This is a genomic window from Paraburkholderia sp. BR14320 (genome assembly GCF_040948665.1).
GTDB classification, from domain to species: Bacteria; Pseudomonadota; Gammaproteobacteria; order Burkholderiales; family Burkholderiaceae; genus Paraburkholderia; species Paraburkholderia youngii.
Window position 1 is genome coordinate 22,018 of record NZ_JBFPKG010000049.1, and the last position, 17,403, is coordinate 39,420.

The window sequence follows — 17,403 nt, forward strand, 5'->3', positions numbered from 1 at the left end:
ATCCTGCATCGCAGGCGAGGGCGGCTCCGGCCGCCTTCGTCGTTTTTGCAGCGCGCGTCGCGGCAAACCGGCAACTACCGTGCACGAGGCATAATCAACGCTGTTCCGATCCGACAGCTAACGATGCCAGCTTCTCCCGCTTCTCCCGCCCCGTTCGAGTGGCCGCTTTCCCCCGATCCTTTCCTGTCGCTCGAAGAGCTGTACGACACCGACGCACTCGCATGGGTCGACGCGCAAAATGCGCGCACCCGCGCGGCGTGGTGCAGTGGCGCGTCGTTCGACACGCTCAAACGCCGGCTCGCCGATGCGTATCTGCCGCGCGAGCGTCCGGTGATTCCGGATCGCTGGAAGGACTGGGCCTACGATCTGTGGCAGGACGCGAGCAATCCGCGCGGCATCTGGCGACGCACCGCGTGGACCGCATGGCGCGCCGGCGCGCCGGTCTGGCAGAACCTGCTCGACTTCGACGCGCTCGGCGCGGCCGAAGGCACGCCGTGGGTGTGCGTCGATCTCGACATCCTTTATCCGGACGGCGACCGCGCGCTGATCACGATGTCGCCGGGCGGCTCGGACGCGCTCGTCGTGCGCGAGTTCGATCTCGACGCGGGGCGTTTCGTCGATGATGGTTTCGCGATTGCGAAGGCGGGCAAGCACACGGTGTCGTGGATCGATCGCGATACGCTGTACGTCGGCTGGGACAACGGGCGCAAGACGCTGACGCGTTCCGGTTATCCACGCGACGTGCGGCGCTGGACCCGCGGCACCGCGCTCGCCGACGCGCCGATCGTGTTTCGCGGCGAGTTTGACGACATCGGCGTGGAGGCGAATTACGATCCGGTCGATCGCCGGCATACGGTGACGAGCAGCGTCGACTTTTTCGATTCGCACACCTATTACCTCGACCATGCCAGCGATGCCTGGCATCGTTATGAAGTGCCGTCGCATGTCGCGGTTGGGGCGTGGCAGGGCTGGCTGCTGCTCGAGCCACGGCTCGACTGGGACTGCGAGTGGGACGGCAATCGCGCGCGCTATCCTGGCGGCGCGCTGCTCGCGATTCGCGAGGACGCGTTTTTGCGCGGCGAGCGCGACGTGACGCGGCTTTTCACACCGACGCCGCTGACCTCGGCCTGCGAGTGGTCGCATACGCGCCATCATCTGATCGTGTCGTACCTCGACGACGTACGCGGCAAGACGCTGATCTGGACGCCGTGGCAACGCGAGGACGGCACGTGGCACTGGCGCGAGCGCGTGTTCGCGTCGCGCGGCGATGCGCAAGTGGACGTGTCGCCGGTCGAGTCGACGCTTAACGACGAAGTGTTCGTCGACACCGACGATTATCTGCAACCGCCCGCCTACTGGCTCTCCGATCTCGCGCGCGACGAGCCCGGCGAATGGGAGTTGCTCGACCGTTGGCCGACGCAGTTCGACGCGACGAGCGTTGCCGTGACGCGTGGACATGCGGTATCGGCCGATGGCACGCGCATACCGTACACGGTGATTGGGCCGAAGGAAGCATCGTCATCGCTGGGCGATCGACAACCGACGCGTCCGTGTCTGCTGAGCGGCTACGGTGGCTTCGCGATTCCGCTGCTGCCGAGCTATTTGACGGGGCAGGGTATCGGCTGGCTCGAACGCGGCGGCGTGTACGTGGTCGCGCATATCCGCGGCGGTGGCGAGTTCGGCACGCGCTGGCACACGGCGGCGCAGGGAGAACATCGCCAGCGCGCGTTCGATGATTTCATCGCGGTCGCCGAAGCGCTGATCGCGAGCGGCGTGACGAGCGCCGCGAAGCTCGGCATTCAGGGCGGCAGCAACGGCGGTCTGCTGGTGGCCGCGTGCATGGTGCAGCGGCCGGAGCTATTCGGCGCGGTCGTGTGCGAGGTGCCGTTGCTCGATATGAGCCGCTATCACCTCCTGCACGCGGGAGCGTCGTGGATCGACGAGTACGGCGACCCGGACGAACCCGATGAAGCGCGCGCGCTCGCCGCGTATTCGCCGTATCACAACCTCGCGGCCGGCGTCGCGTATCCGCCGGTGCTATTCATGACGTCGACCGCCGACGATCGCGTGCATCCCGGCCACGCGCGCAAGATGGCGGCGCGCATGCAGGCGCTGGGCGCGCAGAACGTGTGGTACCGGGAGAATACGGAAGGCGGACACGGCGGCTCCGATGAGCTCGAGCAGGCCGAGCATGATGCGATGGTGTTCGAGTTCTTGTGGGGTGTGTTGGGCGGCGCTTGAAGCACCAGGAAGGCGAGGCCGCACTGCCTCGCTTCGTGGCTGTGTTCCGGATCAACCGAGCTGCGCGAACACCGGCGCGTGATCCGACGGCTGATCCCATTTGCGCGGCACCTTGTCGATGTCGCACGCCTTGCAGATGTCGGACAGCGCCTTCGACAGCAGGATGTGATCGATGCGCAGCCCCGCGTTGCGACGGAACGCCATCATCCGGTAGTCCCACCACGAATAGATCTTTTCCTGCTGCTCGAACTGGCGGAACGCGTCGAGCAGACCGAGGCCGATCAGCCGCACGAACGCCGCGCGCTCTTCGGGTGACACCAGATTCTGACCTTCCCATGCCTTGGGGTCGTGCACATCGCGATCTTCGGGTGCGATGTTGTAGTCGCCGAGCAGCGCGAGCTTCGGATGCAGTGTCATCTCGGTTGCCAGCCAGTCGTGCAGCGCGTCGAGCCAGCGCAGCTTGTATGCGAACTTGTCGGTGCCGGGTGCCTGACCGTTGGGGAAGTACGCGGAGATGATGCGCACGCCGTCGATGGTCGCCGCGATCACGCGCTGCTGCGGATCCTCGAAACCGGGGATGTTGCGCACGATGCTGGTTTCGTCGACGTTCAATCCTTCGCGCACCAGAATGCCGACACCGTTATAGGTTTTCTGACCCGCGTACCAGCTTCGATAGCCGACCGCCTCGAGTTCGGCGCGCGGAAACTTTTCGTCGGGGAGCTTCAGTTCCTGCAGGCACAGCACGTCGGTGCCGCTGCTCGCGAGCCAGTCGATGACGTGCTGCTGGCGGACTTTGAGGGAGTTGACGTTCCAGGTGGCGATTTTCACGAAAATATCCGATGCGTGCGTGATGAGAGCAAGGCGATTATAGCGGGGGCCTCGCCGGTCAAAGTCGGCGACATTCTACTTGCTGGGTGCGTCGCGTCTCGCGTGGAATGCGAGGCTGGCTCGCGTGTCTTGCGCTTACGGCGCAAGCTCATGTGTGTTCATCGAGGCTCGGGTTTCATGGCGACGACGTCGTTCGAGAAATGTTCCGCGCTTAAGTTTGACGTTTTGCTAGCAAGCTTATATAATCTTTTTTCTCTGACGCGGGGTGGAGCAGTCTGGCAGCTCGTCGGGCTCATAACCCGAAGGTCGTAGGTTCAAATCCTACCCCCGCAACCAAGCTTTGTTGAAAGCCCGCATCGCGCAAGCCATGCGGGCTTTTTGACTTTCAGCGCTTCATTTTGCTTTGTGCCGCTCGCTGCATATGCTGCGAGCGCGTGAACTGGCGCAACATGATTCGCGCTCGATCGAAGCCTCTAACCCATCATCACGCCCCGATCGCCCACTCCACCGCGGCCTGCGCATGTAACGCGGTGGTATCGAACACAGGCAGCACCGAATCTTCCGGCTTGATCAGCAGCGTGATCTCCGTGCACCCGAGTATTACCGCCTGCGCGCCACGCGCGGCCAGATGTTCGATCACGCGTTGATAGACCTTGCGCGACGCGTCGTCCACGTTACCGTGGCATAGCTCTTCGTAAATGATGCGGTGCACGTCCGCGCGTTCGTCGTCATCAGGCACGAGCGTGTCGAGTCCATAGCGCTCGCGCAGCCGGCCCGTGTAGAACGTCTGCTCCATCGTGTAGCGCGTGCCGAGCAGACCAACGCGCTCGACGCCCGCCGCGCGCAACGCCGCGCCGGTCGGATCGGCGATGTGCAGGAACGGCACCGTGATGGCCTGCTCGATCGATTCGTACACGCGATGCATCGTGTTCGTCGCAAGAATCACGAGATCGGCGCCGCCGCGTTCGAGCTGGCGTGCGGCGTCGGCCATCTGTTCGCCGAGCGCGTGCCAGTCGCCGGCGCGCTGGTTCGCCTCGATCGACGCGAAATCGACGGTCAGCAGCAGACTGCGTGCGTTGTGATGGCCGCCGAGCCGCGCCTTCGCATGGCGATTCAGCAGCCGGTAATACTCGCTTGACGACTCCCAGCTCATTCCGCCGATCACGCCGATCGTTTTCATCTGTACGCTCCGTGAATGCATGGCCGAAACGGCGAGTATAGGCGCGTCGCATCGCATCGAGCCGGTACGGATTGCGGCCTGCACGCCGGTACGCATCGGCGCGCGCATTATTCTGGCGTCGATAGAATCGTAGCGAGTCCAAACGCGATCAACCGGAGCGAACATGGATCTGATCATCCGCCGCGCGACGCTGCCGCGCAGTGCCGCCCAGCAGTTCACGCAGCAGCAGTCCCCAGTCGACATCGGCATCGCCGCGGGTCGCATCGTCGCGCTCGGGCCGAACCTGGCCGCGAGCGCGCGCGACGAAATCGACGCGGCCGGTTCGCTCGTCACGCCGCCGTTCGTCGATCCGCATTTCCACATGGACGCGACGCTGTCGTACGGTTTGCCGCGCGTGAACGCATCGGGCACGCTGCTCGAAGGCATCGCGCTATGGGGCGAGCTGAAGCCAGAGCTCACGCAGCAAGCGTTGATCGAACGCGCGATGCAGTATTGCGATTGGGCTGTCGCGCGCGGCCTGCTCGCGATCCGCAGCCACGTCGACGTGTGCGATCCGCGTCTGCTCGCGGTCGAAGCGTTGCTCGAAGTGAAGCGCCGCGTCGCGCCGTATCTCGATCTGCAGCTGGTCGCGTTTCCGCAGGACGGTCTGCTGCGCAGCGCCGGCGCGTTCGACAACCTTAAGCGCGCGATCGGCATGGGCGTCGACGTGGTCGGCGGCATTCCGCATTTCGAGCGCACGATGGCCGACGGCGCGCAGTCGGTGCGCATGCTGTGCGAGTACGCGGCTGGGCAGGGTCTGCGCGTCGACATGCATTGCGACGAATCGGACGATCCGCTGTCGCGTCACATCGAAACGCTCGCGGCCGAAACGCATCGGCTCGGCCTGCACGGACGCGTCACCGGTTCGCACCTGACGTCGATGCATTCGATGGACAACTACTACGTGAGCAAGCTGTTGCCGCTGATGCGCGAGTCCGGCGTCGCGGCGATCGCCAATCCGCTGATCAACATCACGCTGCAAGGCCGCAGCGACACCTACCCGAAACGGCGCGGCATGACGCGGGTGCCGGAGATGCTGGCCGCGGGCATCACGGTCGCATTCGGCCACGATTGCGTGATGGACCCGTGGTACAGCCTCGGCTCGGCCGACATGCTCGAAGTCGCGCAGATGGGCCTGCATGTTGCGCAGATGACCAGCGTCGACGGCATGCGCGCCTGTTTCGACGCGGTGACCGTGAACGCGGCACGCATTCTCGGTCTGGAAGGCTACGGCATCGCGCCCGGATGCGCGGCCAATCTCGTCGTGCTCGATGCGCGCGACGAGATCGAGGCGATCCGTCTACGCGCCGCGCGGCTCGCGGTGGTGAGCCGGGGCAGGGTGGTGAGCCGCGCGCCGGCGGCGCGCGCGTCGTTATCGCTCGAAGGGCGGCCCGAGCAGGTCGATTTCAAGCTGCATCGCGCGTAGCGCGGTGTCTCGCGCATGAATGAAAAAACCGGCGGCCTGCTCGCGCAGACCGCCGGCTTTTCTATTGGCATCGCGACGCTCGAATCGCTCAGTGTGCGGCACCCGGCGCCATGCCGTTATGCCGCAGCAGCGCATCGATATTCGGCTCGCGGCCGCGGAACGCCTTGAACGATTCCATCGCCGGACGGCTGCCGCCCACTTCCAGAATCTCGCGACGATAGCGCATGCCGGTCGACTGATCGAGCACGCTGCCCGCGGCTTGCGCGGCTTCCTCGAACGCCGCGTACGCATCGGCCGACAGCACTTCCGCCCACTTGTAGCTGTAGTAGCCGGCCGCGTAACCGCCCGCGAAAATATGGCTGAACGTATTCGGCCAGCGCGAGAACGGCGCTTGCGGCACGACGTGGAAGCGTTCGTTGATTTCGCGCGCGAGTTCATTGGCGCTCTTCGCACCGTTCGCGTCGAAGCCCGTATGCAGTTGCATGTCGAACATCGAGAACACGATCTGCCGCAACGTGCCGAGACCGCTCTGGAAGTTCTTCGCGGCGAGCATCTTGTCGAACAGCTCGCGCGGCAGCGGCTTTCCGGTATCGACGTGCGAGGTCATGTCGGACAGCACGTCCCATTCCCAGCAGAAGTTCTCCATGAACTGCGACGGCAGTTCGACCGCATCCCATTCGACGCCGTTGATGCCCGACACGCCGAGCTCATCGACGCGCGTAAGCATGTGATGCAAGCCGTGGCCGAACTCGTGGAACAGCGTGATCACTTCGTCGTGCGTGAAGCAGGCGGGCTTGCCGCCGACCGGCGCCGAGAAATTACACGTCAGATACGCGACCGGCGTTTGCACCGCGCCGTGCGCGAGCTTGTGACGGCCGCGTGCGTCGTCCATCCAGGCGCCGCCGCGCTTGCCTTCGCGTGCATACAGGTCGAGATAGAACTGCGCGACGAGGCCGCCGTCCTGATTCTCGACGCGGAAAAAGCGCACGTCCGGATGCCAGACGGCTGCATCGTCGCGGCGGATGCGCACGCCGAACAGCGTCTCGGTGACCTTGAACAGACCTTTGAACACCGCGTCTTCGGGGAAGTACTGCTTCACTTCGTTTTCCGAGAACGAATAGCGCTTCTGGCGCAGACGCTCGGCGGCGAACGTCATGTCCCACGGCTGCAGATCGGTCATGCCGAGTTCGCTCGCGGCGAATTCGCGCAGCTCCTTCCAGTCCTGCTCCGCATGCGGACGCGCGCGCGTCGCAAGGTCTTCGAGGAAGGCCATCACCTGAGCCGGCGATTCGGCCATCTTCGGCGCGAGCGACACTTCGGCGAAGTTGCCGTAGCCGAGCATCTGCGCTTCTTCGGCGCGCAGCTTCAGTTCGTCCGCGAGCACCTGGGTGTTGTCCCACTCGCTCTTGCCGTTGCCGTACTGTGCGCCGAGCTCGGACGCGCGCGTCACGTACGCGCGATACATCGCTTCGCGCATCGGACGGTTTTCCGAGTACTGCATGACCGGGAAATACGAAGGGAAGTGCAGCGTGAACTTGTAGCCGGTCTTGCCGTCGCGCCCGGCGGCTTCCTTCGCGGCTTCGATCACGTCTTCGGGAAGGCCCGCCAGTTGCGCCTCGTTGCCCGCATCCACGAGGTACGCATAGGCGTTGGTCGCATCGAGCACGTGATCCGAAAACGCCTTCGACAGCGCCGCTTGGCGCTCCTGCAATTCGGCGAAACGCGGCTTCTGGTCTTCCGGCAACTCGGCGCCGGACAGGCGGAAGTCACGCAGCGCGTTGCTGAGGATCTTCTTGCGTTCGCCGTTCAGCGACGCAAACTCGTCGCTCGCGTTCAGTGCCTTGTACTTCTCGTAGAGCGCGAGATTCTGGCCGACGCTCGACCAGAACTCGGTCACGCGCGGCAGGTTCTCGCCGTACACGGCACGCAGCTCGGGCGTATCGGCAACGGCATTCAGATGGCCGATCACGCTCCACGCGCGCGACAGGGGCTCGGTGGCGCGCTCGACCGGTTCGACGACGTCGGCCCACGACGCGGGCGTGACCGGCAGCGCGGCACGCTCGACGGCGGCCGCCGCGTCGGCGAGCAGCACGTCGAGGGCGGGCGTCACGTGCTCGGGTCGGATGGAGCCAAAGCGCGGCAGATCGGAAAAATCGAGGAGCGGGTTGTCTTGAGGCGTGGCGGTAGTGGACATAGGGCTTCCTGTCTGACGCGGGTGAAGGGGGCGGTGCGGCGGCGTTCGCGCGAATCGTCTGGTGGCGTGTCGCTCGACGATCGGCGCGCGGCGGCACCGGCTAATGACAGTATTGGGGCGGGAGACGCCGATTCCAATCCATCGGCTGACAAATTAACAGATGTTGCGGTGCGCTGGCGCGCGTGCGGTGGGGCGTGGGCCGCGGGGTCCGGCGGCGCGGTGATGATGGGGGGGTCTGCGAGAGAGAAGGGCGGGAGACGACCCGGTGCGCGAGACGGATGAGTCGCCTCACTCCGCCTCGCACTGACCGCGCGGCGATTACGCCTTGGCCGCGTTCGCCTCGCGCTCGGCTGCTTCGATCGTGTTAACGAGCAGCATCGTGATCGTCATTGGGCCGACGCCGCCCGGCACCGGCGTGATATGGCCGGCCACTTCCTTGACGCCCGCGAAGTCGACGTCGCCGCACAGCTTGCCGGCGTCGTCGCGATTCATGCCGACGTCGATCACGGTCGCGCCCGGCTTCACCATGTCCGCGGTCAGGATGTTACGCAGACCGGTCGCGGCGACCACGACATCGGCGTTGCGGGTGTGCGCGGCCAGATCGCGCGTCTTGCTGTGGCAGATCGTGACGGTCGCGCCCGCTTCGAGCAACAGCAGCGCCATCGGCTTGCCGACGATGTTCGAGCGGCCGATCACCACCGCGTTGGCGCCCTTCAGCTCGATGCCGTAGGCCTCGAACATTTTCATCACGCCGTACGGCGTGCACGGACGGAACAGCGGCTGGCCGGTCAGCAACGCGCCCGCATTGGCGACGTGGAAACCGTCGACATCTTTCTCGGGCGCGATCGCCTCGATCACCTTGTGGCTGTCGATGTGCTTCGGCAGCGGCAGCTGCACGAGGATGCCGTGGATGGCCGGATCGCGGTTCAGCTCGTCGATGCGCGCGAGCAGCTCGGCTTCGGGCAGGTCGGCCGGATAGCGGTCGAACGACGAGCCGAGGCCGTTGTCGTGGCAGGCTTTCACCTTGTTGCGCACATACACTTCGCTGGCCGGATTGTCACCGACCAGAATCACGGCGAGGCCCGGCTGATGGCCGCGGGCGGTCAGGGCTGCGGCGCGCGCCGCGACGTCGGCGCGCAGGGTCTTGGAGAGGGCGAGGCCGTCGATCAGTTTGGCAGTCATGGTCGGTCGAACGTTGAGTCGAGGTTGGAGATCGGGAATCGATTCGGGGCAGGCGGTTTGGGCTGGCGGGGCGAAGCGCTCGCGCGGAGGGGGCGCGCGACGGCGTGCTTCGGCTGCTTGACGAAGCCGGGTCGCCCGCGACAGGCGCGTTGCCGGTTCGGGCAACGCGCCGCTGCAAAGTCCGACATTATACCGGCGCGACGGGCGTGCTTCCGCAGGGGATTCGCGGCGCGTGGAAGCGTACGGGAGGAGAGGGGCGGGACGTGTGACGGCAAGAAAGCGCAACGCGGGCGGCGGGGCAGGCCGCTCGAACGCCACGCGCACGCCGGACTCAGCGACGCTCACGCCGTCGCGAACCGGCGACGCAACCGCCGCATGGCGGTCACTTAGAGACGGCCCTCCGAGCGAAGGGCCGTCCATACCAACGTTACTGCGCCGTTTGCGGCTTGTTCGACAGCGCGAGTCGCAGCAGATCGGCGACCGTGTTGACGTTCAGCTTTTCCATGATGTTCGCGCGATGCGCTTCGACCGTCTTGATGCTGATGCCGAGGTCGTCGGCGATCTGCTTGTTCAGGCGGCCCGCGATGATCCGCTCGAGCACCTGATGCTCACGCGCGGTCAGCTTGCCGAGGCGCTCGGCCGCGGCACGCTGCTGCTGGACGCTGGTGCTTTCACTGCGCGCCTTGTCGAGCATGCGCTCGACGAGCTTGCGCAGTTCGGCTTCGTCGAACGGCTTTTCGATGAAGTCCATCGCGCCTTTTTTCATCGTCGACACGGCCATCGGCACGTCGCCGTGGCCCGTCACGAAGATGATCGGCAGCGAAGCGTTGTCGGCGATCAGGCGTTCCTGCAACTCGAGCCCGCTCATGCCGGACATCCGCACGTCGAGGATCAGGCACGCGATCTGGCCCGGATGCTGATGCGGCTGCCATGCGTCGAGGAACTGTTCTGCGCTCAGGAAGCATTGAACGCGGTAGCCGTTCGCCTCCAGCAGCCAGCGCAGCGAATCTCGCACGGCCTCGTCGTCGTCGACGACAAAGACGGTTTCCTGGGTGGTGACTGGGCTGTTCATAGCTCTCCCGTAACGGTTTGTGGTGTCGGCGCCTCGGACCCGCCGTTGCTCGGGCCGTCAGGCTCCCCAATAGGCAGACTGCAATGGAACGTGGCACCCGTGATGTGGCCGTCGGACTCGACATTGTTGACCACCCACAGACGCCCGCGATGCGATTCGATAATCGAACGGCAAATGTTCAGCCCCATGCCCATGCCATCGGACTTGGTGCTGTAAAACGGTTCGAACAGACGCTCGGCGGTCGTTTCGTCGACGCCCGGCCCCTGATCGACGACGCTGATGCAAACGAAGCCGCTCTCCAGCCGCACGACTACGCGGATCACTGGGTCGACCGCGTTCGGGCGCGCTTCGGCCATCGCCTCGACGCCGTTCTTCAGCAGGTTCACCAGGACCTGCTCGATCAGCACCGGATCGACGTAGATCACCGGCAGCCGCGAGCGCAGATCGGTGACGATGCGAATCCGCCGCTTTCTTGCCTCGATTTCGGCGAGACCCACCGCGTCGGCGACGATATCCGCGACCCGCGTGGCCTGACGCTTCGGCTCGCTGCGCTTCACGAACTCGCGGATACGCTTGATGATCATGCCGGCGCGCACCGCCTGCTGTGCGGTCTTTTCGAGCACCGGCAGCAGATTGTCGGGCGTCGTCCGACCGGATTTAACCAGTGCGACGGTCCCGGAGCAATAGTTGTTGATCGCGGCGAGCGGCTGGTTCAATTCGTGCGCGAGCGACGAGGCCATTTCGCCCATCGTCATCAGGCGGCTCGTGAACTGCAGCTTCTCGTCCTGCTGGCGCGCCAGCTCCTGGGCGCGCTTGCGGGTCGTGATGTCGGTTGCGATCTGCATCTGCGCGAGATGGCCGTCGACCCACTGGATGTACTGGCGCCGCACCTCGAACCACTTCTGGATGCCGGGGATGTAGATTTCCTGCGCGTCGGCGGTGCTTTCGGTCAGCGCCGCGGCGGGCAGGCCGACGAAGGTGTCGACCATGTCGATCGAATCGGACGACGCCTGCGAGCTGTCGAAGCCGCCGCCCGCGAGTTCGAGGTGACCGTCCGGGCGGATGCCGAACAGATGCCGGTAGTAGCGGTTCGCGAACAGCAGTTCGGCTTCGTCGGCGGCGAGCACCGACACCGCCGCATCGAGGCTTTCGAGCACGGTCGTGAAGCGCTCATGGGCGGCGGCGAGTTCTTCGCGCGCGCGCTTCGGCTCGGTGATGTCGGTCATCGACGACATCCAGCCAGTCTGGCGGCCCGAGCTGTCGATCAGCGGCGACACGTAGAGCCGTGCGTGGAACGTCGAACCGTCCTTGCGCCGCACGCGCAGCTCGAAGCCGGACGAGGGCGCCTTGCCGCGCAGCGTCATGTCGAGCTGGCGCTGCATCTCCGGGTACGCGTCGCGCGGCCAGTACGCGAACGGCGCGCTCTTGCCGACGAGGTCGCTTTCGTCCCAGCCGGTCATGCGGCAGAACGCCGGGTTCACGTGCGTGATGCGGCCGTGCATGTCGAGCACGCGCATGCCGATCAGCACCGAGTTTTCCATTGCGCGGCGGAAAAACGCTTCCGCGTAAAGCGCCTGCTGCGCCTCGAAGCGCTGCCGGGTGTGCTTCCACAGACTCCACAGGCTCCACAGCACGAAGCAGGAGAGGCCGGCGACCAGCCACACCAGCGTGTTGTTCGTGAAGTTGGTGATCTGCGGGAACGCGTATACGCGCACCGAGATGCCCTGGCCCGGCGGGTCGAGCGGCAGGTCGTAGAACATGTCGCGCGGCAGGCGCGGGCGGGTCGACGTGGTGGTCAACTCGCGGTTGTTCACGTCGATGATCGAGATCTTGTATTTGGCCGACAGCTCGGGCGGGATGTCGCGCTTCAGAATGCCTTCCACCGAGAACACCGCGGCGATCGTGCCGAGGAAATCGCGGTCGCGGAAGATCGGCGTTTGCAACGTGATGAAGCCGTTGCCGAGGTCGTCGTAGATGAGCGGCGAGTACACCTGGCGGCGCGTGTTGCGCGCCTCGGCGAAACCAGCTTTGACCGCTTCGTCCATTTGTGCGTCGTTGGGCCGCGCGAGCCGCTGGCCTAGCACCGGCGGCGCGGCATTGGGCCAGCGCGGCTGCTGCTGAGCGGTGTACCAGTTCATGTAGAGGATCTCGGGATGCCCCTGCATGATGTCCGTGGTGTTCACCTGGAACGAATGCTCGTCGGCATGGCCGGCGGCGAGGTCGCGCGCGAGAGCCTGAATCTGTTCCTGCGCGCCTGTCATCGACAGCCGGATCTGCTGCTGCGCCCACGCGACGTTGCGGTACAGCGTGTCTTCCTGCTGCTGCTGTTCGCGCCGGTTCAGACTCCAGAGAATCAGGCTCATGACGACCAGGAATACCAGGATCGACAGCAGCGGCGTCAGCAAATAGGAATTGGACCACCAGGGTCCGTGGTGCCAGCGCGGGGACGGCGACGAATCCGCCGGCGAACCCGCGGTGCGCGCCGAGCGAGAGAAAAGCCGTTCGGTCAACATGCGTGGCATTGTAGCTCAGCACGTCCCCGACAAATGACGCAAAAAAGCGCGGAAAGTGCAGTTAATCGGCGCAAACTAGCCGACGGATCGGTCTAACGGCAGTCAAACCAGGTTGCGTTGCAGCAATTTTCCGTATTGTGAGAATTGATCTCGTAATTTGAAAATTTGATTGCGTTGACGTCGGGACCCTTATTACAATCAGCCGGTGCTGCCGCGGCCTATCCTGCGTCCGCGTGATCTGTTCAAAGTGCGTTCCCCATACCCAGGAGACGAGCATGTCCGCTGTACCCGACGAAGTCATGAAATATGTCGCCGCCGAGAAAGACGACGATCCCCAGGAAACCGGCGAATGGCTGGAAGCGCTGGATGGCGTGATTTCTGCTGTTGGCCCTGACCGTGCCCACTACCTGATCGAAAAGCAGATCGAATTTGCACGGGTGCACGGCGAACATCTGCCGTTCTCCGCCAACACGCCTTACATCAACACGATTCCGGTCGCGCGCCAGGCCAAGAACCCCGGCGACCAGGACATCGAACACCGCATCCGCTCGTACACCCGCTGGAACGCGATGGCAATGGTGCTGCGCGCGGGCAAGGAAACCAACGTCGGCGGCCACATCGCGTCGTTCGCGTCGGCCGCCACGCTGTACGACGTCGGCTACAACCACTTCTGGCACGCACCGTCGGCCGAGCACGGTGGTGACCTCGTGTTCGTGCAAGGCCACTCGTCGCCGGGCGTCTACTCGCGCGCGTTCCTGCTCGGTCGCCTGACCGACAAGCAGCTCGACAACTTCCGCCAGGAAGTCGGCGGCGAGGGCATCTCGTCGTATCCGCACCCGTGGCTGATGCCGGACTTCTGGCAATTCCCGACCGTGTCGATGGGCCTCGGCCCGATCATGGCGATCTACCAGGCGCGCTTCATGAAGTACCTGCAGGCGCGCGGCATCGCGAAGACCGACGGCCGCAAGGTCTGGGCCTTCCTCGGCGACGGCGAAACGGACGAGCCGGAATCGCTCGGCGCGATCGGCATGGCCGGCCGCGAGCGGCTGGACAACCTCGTGTTCGTGATCAACTGCAACCTGCAGCGTCTCGACGGTCCGGTGCGCGGCAACGGCAAGATCATCCAGGAACTCGAAAGCGAATTCCGCGGCGCCGGCTGGAACGTGATCAAGGTCATCTGGGGCAGCCGCTGGGATGCCCTCTTCGCGCGCGACAAGTCGGGCGCGCTGATGCGCCGCATGATGGAAGTCGTCGACGGCGAATACCAGACGTACAAGTCGGAGTCGGGCGCGTTCGTGCGCGAGCACTTCTTCAACACGCCGGAACTGAAGGCGCTGGTCGCCGACTGGTCCGACGACGACATCTGGAATCTGAACCGCGGCGGCCATGATCCGCACAAGATCTACGCGGCGTTCACGGAAGCGACCAATTCGAAGGGCCAGCCGACCGTCATCCTCGCGAAGACGATCAAGGGCTACGGGATGGGCGAAGCCGGCCAGGCGATGAACATCACCCACCAGCAGAAGAAGATGCAGGTGGAGCAGCTGAAGAAATTCCGCGACCAGTTCCGTCTGCCGATCACGGACGAGCAGATCGTCGACGTGCCGTACCTGACCTTCGAGGAAGGCTCGAAGGAACTCGAATACATGCGCCAGAAGCGCATGGACCTCGGCGGTTATCTGCCGGCGCGTCGTCAGAAGGCCCAGTCGCTGCCGGTGCCGGAACTGTCGGCTTTCGAGCCGCTCCTGAAGGGCACGGGCGAAGGCCGCGAGATCTCCACGACGATGGCGTTCGTGCGGATCCTGAACATACTGCTGAAGGACAAGGCGCTCGGCAAGCGCGTCGTGCCGATCGTGCCGGACGAGTCGCGTACGTTCGGTATGGAAGGTCTGTTCCGTCAGATCGGCATCTGGAATCAGGACGGCCAGAAGTACGTGCCGGAAGATTCCGACCAGCTGATGTTCTACCGTGAGTCGGAAACCGGTCAGATCCTGCAGGAAGGCATCAACGAAGCCGGCGGCATGGCCGACTGGATCGCAGCCGCGACGTCGTACTCGACGCACGGCGAGATCATGATCCCGTTCTACATCTTCTACTCGATGTTCGGCTTCCAGCGCATCGGCGACCTCGCATGGGCCGCGGGCGACATGCGCTCGCGCGGCTTCCTGCTGGGCGGCACGGCCGGTCGCACGACCCTGAACGGCGAAGGTCTGCAACACGAAGACGGCCACTCGCTGCTGTGGGCGGCTTCGGTGCCGAACTGCATCAGCTACGACCCGACGTTCGGCTACGAACTCGCGGTCATCGTGCAGGACGGTCTGCGCCGCATGGTCGCCGAGCAGGAAGATGTGTATTACTACATCACGGTGATGAACGAGAACTACGAGCACCCGGCGATCCCGCAGGGCGCGGGGCTGGAAAGCGTGGCCGAGGACATCATCAAGGGCATGTACTCGTTCAGCAAGACCGCTGCCGACAAGAAGGCGCCGCATGTACAGCTGATGGGCGCGGGCACGATCTTCAACGAAGTGATCGCCGCGGCCGACCTGCTGAAGAACGACTGGGGCGTCAACGCCGACCTGTGGAGCGTGCCGAGCTTCACCGAGCTCGCGCGCGAAGGTCACGAAGTGCAGCGCTGGAACCTGCTGCACCCGACCGAAGAGAAGAAGCTGTCGCACGTCGAGAAGCTGCTGAAGGACGCGCCGGGTCCGGTCATCGCATCGACCGACTACGTGCGTGCGCTGACCGAGCAGATCCGCGCGTTCGTGCCGCAGAAGTTCGTCGTGCTGGGCACCGACGGCTACGGCCGTTCGGACACGCGCGAGAAGCTGCGTCACTTCTTCGAAGTCGATCGCTACTGGGTCACGGTCGCCGCGCTCAACGCGCTGGCAGACGAAGGCACGATCGAACGCAAGGTGGTCGCCGAGGCGCTCAAGAAGTACAACCTTGATCCCGCCAAACCCAACCCGATGACCGTCTAAGGCATCACCCGTGTGCCACGATGCACGCGCCTGCTCCTCGTCGCGAGGGGCAGGCGGCGTGCGCGGCCCAGGAGACACTAACAATGAGTCAAGCGATCGAAGTCAAGGTGCCGGACATCGGCGATTACAAGGACGTCCCTGTGATCGAGGTGCTGGTAAAGGCGGGTGACACCGTCGAAAAAGAGCAATCGCTCGTTACGCTGGAATCCGACAAGGCGACGATGGACGTGCCGAGCTCGGCTGACGGCGTCGTCAAGGAAGTGAAGGTCAAGGTCGGCGATGCGGTGTCCGAAGGCACGCTGATCGTCGTGCTGGAAGGCGCCAACGCGGCAGCCGCGGCGCCCGCGCCGGCGGCGGCTCCTGCAGCGGCACCGGCACCGGCGGCAGCTCCGGCCGCGGCGCCCGCGCCCGCGGCGGCAGGCGGCGTGCAGGAAATCAAGGTGCCGGATATCGGCGACTACAAAGACGTTCCCGTGATCGAGATCGCGGTGAAGGTCGGCGATCGCGTCGAGAAGGAACAGTCGCTCGTCACGCTCGAATCTGACAAGGCGACGATGGACGTGCCGAGCTCGGCCGCCGGCGTCGTCAAGGAAGTGAAGGTCAAGGTTGGCGATACCGTGTCGGAAGGCTCGGTCATCGTCGTGATCGAAGCGGAAGGCGGCGCTGCTCCGGCACCCGCGCCGGCACCGGCTGCGAAGGCGCCGGCCGAAAAGCCGTCCGACGCACCGGCCACGCCGACCCCGGCACCGGCCGCGCCGTCCGCGCTTGCACAGGCGCCCCTGATCCCGGCCGGCGAAGGCGGCACGCGTCATCCGAGCCACGCTTCGCCGTCGGTGCGCAAGTTCGCACGCGAACTCGGCGTCGACGTGAGCCAGGTGAAGGGCACGGGTCCGAAGGGCCGCATTACGCAGGCCGACGTGACCGCGTTCGTGAAGGGCGTGATGACCGGCCAGCGCGCGGCGCCGGCAGGAGCCGCCGCGCCGGCCGCCGGCGGTGGCGAGCTGAATCTGCTGCCGTGGCCGAAGGTCGACTTCACGAAGTTCGGTCCGATCGATCCGAAGCCGCTGTCGCGCATCAAGAAAATCTCGGGCGCGAACCTGCATCGCAACTGGGTCATGATCCCGCACGTCACGAACAACGACGAAGCGGACATCACCGAGCTCGAAGCGCTGCGCGTGAAGCTGAACAAGGAACACGAAAAGGCGGGCGTCAAGTTCACGATGCTCGCGTTCGTGATCAAGGCCTGCGTGGCGGCCCTGAAGAAATTCCCGACCTTCAACGCGAGCCTCGACGGCGACAACCTGGTGTTCAAGCAGTACTACCACATCGGTTTTGCCGCGGACACGCCGAACGGCCTCGTCGTTCCGGTGATTCGCGACGCGGACAAAAAGGGTCTCGTCGACATCGCGAAGGAAATGGCCGACCTGTCGAAGGCCGCGCGCGAAGGCAAGCTGAAGCCGGACCAGATGCAAGGTGGCTGCTTCTCGATCTCGTCGCTGGGCGGTATCGGCGGCACGCACTTCACGCCGATCATCAACGCGCCTGAAGTCGCGATTCTCGGCCTGTCGCGCAGCGCGATGAAGCCGGTGTGGGATGGCAAGCAGTTCGAGCCGCGCCTGACCATGCCGCTGTCGCTGTCGTATGACCATCGCGTGATCGACGGAGCGGAAGCCGCGCGCTTCAACGCATACCTCGGTTCGATTCTTGCCGATTTCCGGCGTGTGATTCTTTGACCGGCTGGGTGAGG

The 17,403-nt window shown here is 64.9% G+C and carries 10 protein-coding genes and 1 tRNA gene; 5 read left to right on the top strand and 6 right to left on the bottom strand.

Going from position 1 to position 17,403, the window contains the following annotated elements:
- Window positions 1–123: 123 nt before the first annotated feature.
- Window positions 124–2,241, top strand: a complete 2,118-nt coding sequence (locus AB3X89_RS31405) for a prolyl oligopeptidase family protein (RefSeq protein WP_368586745.1) — start codon at window positions 124–126, stop codon at window positions 2,239–2,241.
- 51 nt (window positions 2,242–2,292) lie between these two features.
- On the opposite strand, the gene xth is transcribed toward AB3X89_RS31405, so the two are convergent.
- Entirely contained in the window at window positions 2,293–3,069 is a 777-nt protein-coding gene (xth, locus tag AB3X89_RS31410) for an exodeoxyribonuclease III (protein WP_368586746.1), read from the bottom strand.
- Window positions 3,070–3,328: 259 nt separating this feature from the next.
- Here xth and AB3X89_RS31415 point away from each other — a divergent pair.
- A tRNA-Met gene (locus AB3X89_RS31415) sits at window positions 3,329–3,405 on the top strand.
- A gap of 148 nt (window positions 3,406–3,553) precedes the next feature.
- On the opposite strand, the gene AB3X89_RS31420 is transcribed toward AB3X89_RS31415, so the two are convergent.
- The gene (locus AB3X89_RS31420) at window positions 3,554–4,249 is read right to left on the bottom strand and encodes an aspartate/glutamate racemase family protein (RefSeq protein WP_368586747.1); all 696 of its coding nucleotides are present in this window, start codon (window positions 4,247–4,249) and stop codon (window positions 3,554–3,556) included.
- Between the two features lie 163 nt (window positions 4,250–4,412).
- Here AB3X89_RS31420 and AB3X89_RS31425 point away from each other — a divergent pair, with 163 nt between their 5' ends.
- Window positions 4,413–5,714 carry an amidohydrolase family protein gene (locus AB3X89_RS31425; protein WP_368586748.1) on the top strand — a complete coding sequence of 434 codons (1,302 nt, stop codon included), beginning with the start codon at window positions 4,413–4,415 and terminating at the stop codon, window positions 5,712–5,714.
- 88 nt (window positions 5,715–5,802) lie between these two features.
- Here AB3X89_RS31425 and AB3X89_RS31430 read toward each other — a convergent pair whose 3' ends face one another.
- The 4 genes from AB3X89_RS31430 to fixL all read right to left on the bottom strand — a co-directional run bounded on the left by AB3X89_RS31430 (window position 5,803) and on the right by fixL (window position 12,675).
- Window positions 5,803–7,908: a M3 family metallopeptidase gene (locus AB3X89_RS31430; RefSeq protein WP_368586749.1), complete on the bottom strand. Its 2,106-nt coding sequence runs from the start codon at window positions 7,906–7,908 to the stop codon at window positions 5,803–5,805.
- A 318-nt stretch (window positions 7,909–8,226) separates the two neighbouring features.
- A complete protein-coding gene (gene folD, locus AB3X89_RS31435) occupies window positions 8,227–9,090 on the bottom strand; it encodes a bifunctional methylenetetrahydrofolate dehydrogenase/methenyltetrahydrofolate cyclohydrolase FolD (protein ID WP_368586750.1) in 864 nt (287 codons plus the stop codon).
- Window positions 9,091–9,517: 427 nt separating this feature from the next.
- On the bottom strand, window positions 9,518–10,162 hold the full coding sequence (gene fixJ / locus AB3X89_RS31440) for an oxygen response regulator transcription factor FixJ (protein WP_008922736.1): 645 nt from the start codon (window positions 10,160–10,162) through the stop codon (window positions 9,518–9,520).
- A complete protein-coding gene (gene fixL, locus AB3X89_RS31445; RefSeq protein WP_217710116.1) occupies window positions 10,159–12,675 on the bottom strand; it encodes a PAS domain-containing sensor histidine kinase in 2,517 nt (838 codons plus the stop codon). The genes fixJ and fixL overlap by 4 nt, the downstream gene beginning before the upstream one ends.
- Window positions 12,676–12,950: 275 nt before the next feature.
- Between fixL and aceE the strand changes: the two genes are divergently transcribed.
- Both aceE and aceF read left to right on the top strand, forming a co-directional pair.
- A complete protein-coding gene (aceE, locus tag AB3X89_RS31450) occupies window positions 12,951–15,656 on the top strand; it encodes a pyruvate dehydrogenase (acetyl-transferring), homodimeric type (protein WP_368586751.1) in 2,706 nt (901 codons plus the stop codon).
- A gap of 83 nt (window positions 15,657–15,739) precedes the next feature.
- The gene (gene aceF / locus AB3X89_RS31455; RefSeq protein ID WP_368586752.1) at window positions 15,740–17,389 is read left to right on the top strand and encodes a dihydrolipoyllysine-residue acetyltransferase; all 1,650 of its coding nucleotides are present in this window, start codon (window positions 15,740–15,742) and stop codon (window positions 17,387–17,389) included.
- Window positions 17,390–17,403 lie beyond the last annotated feature (14 nt).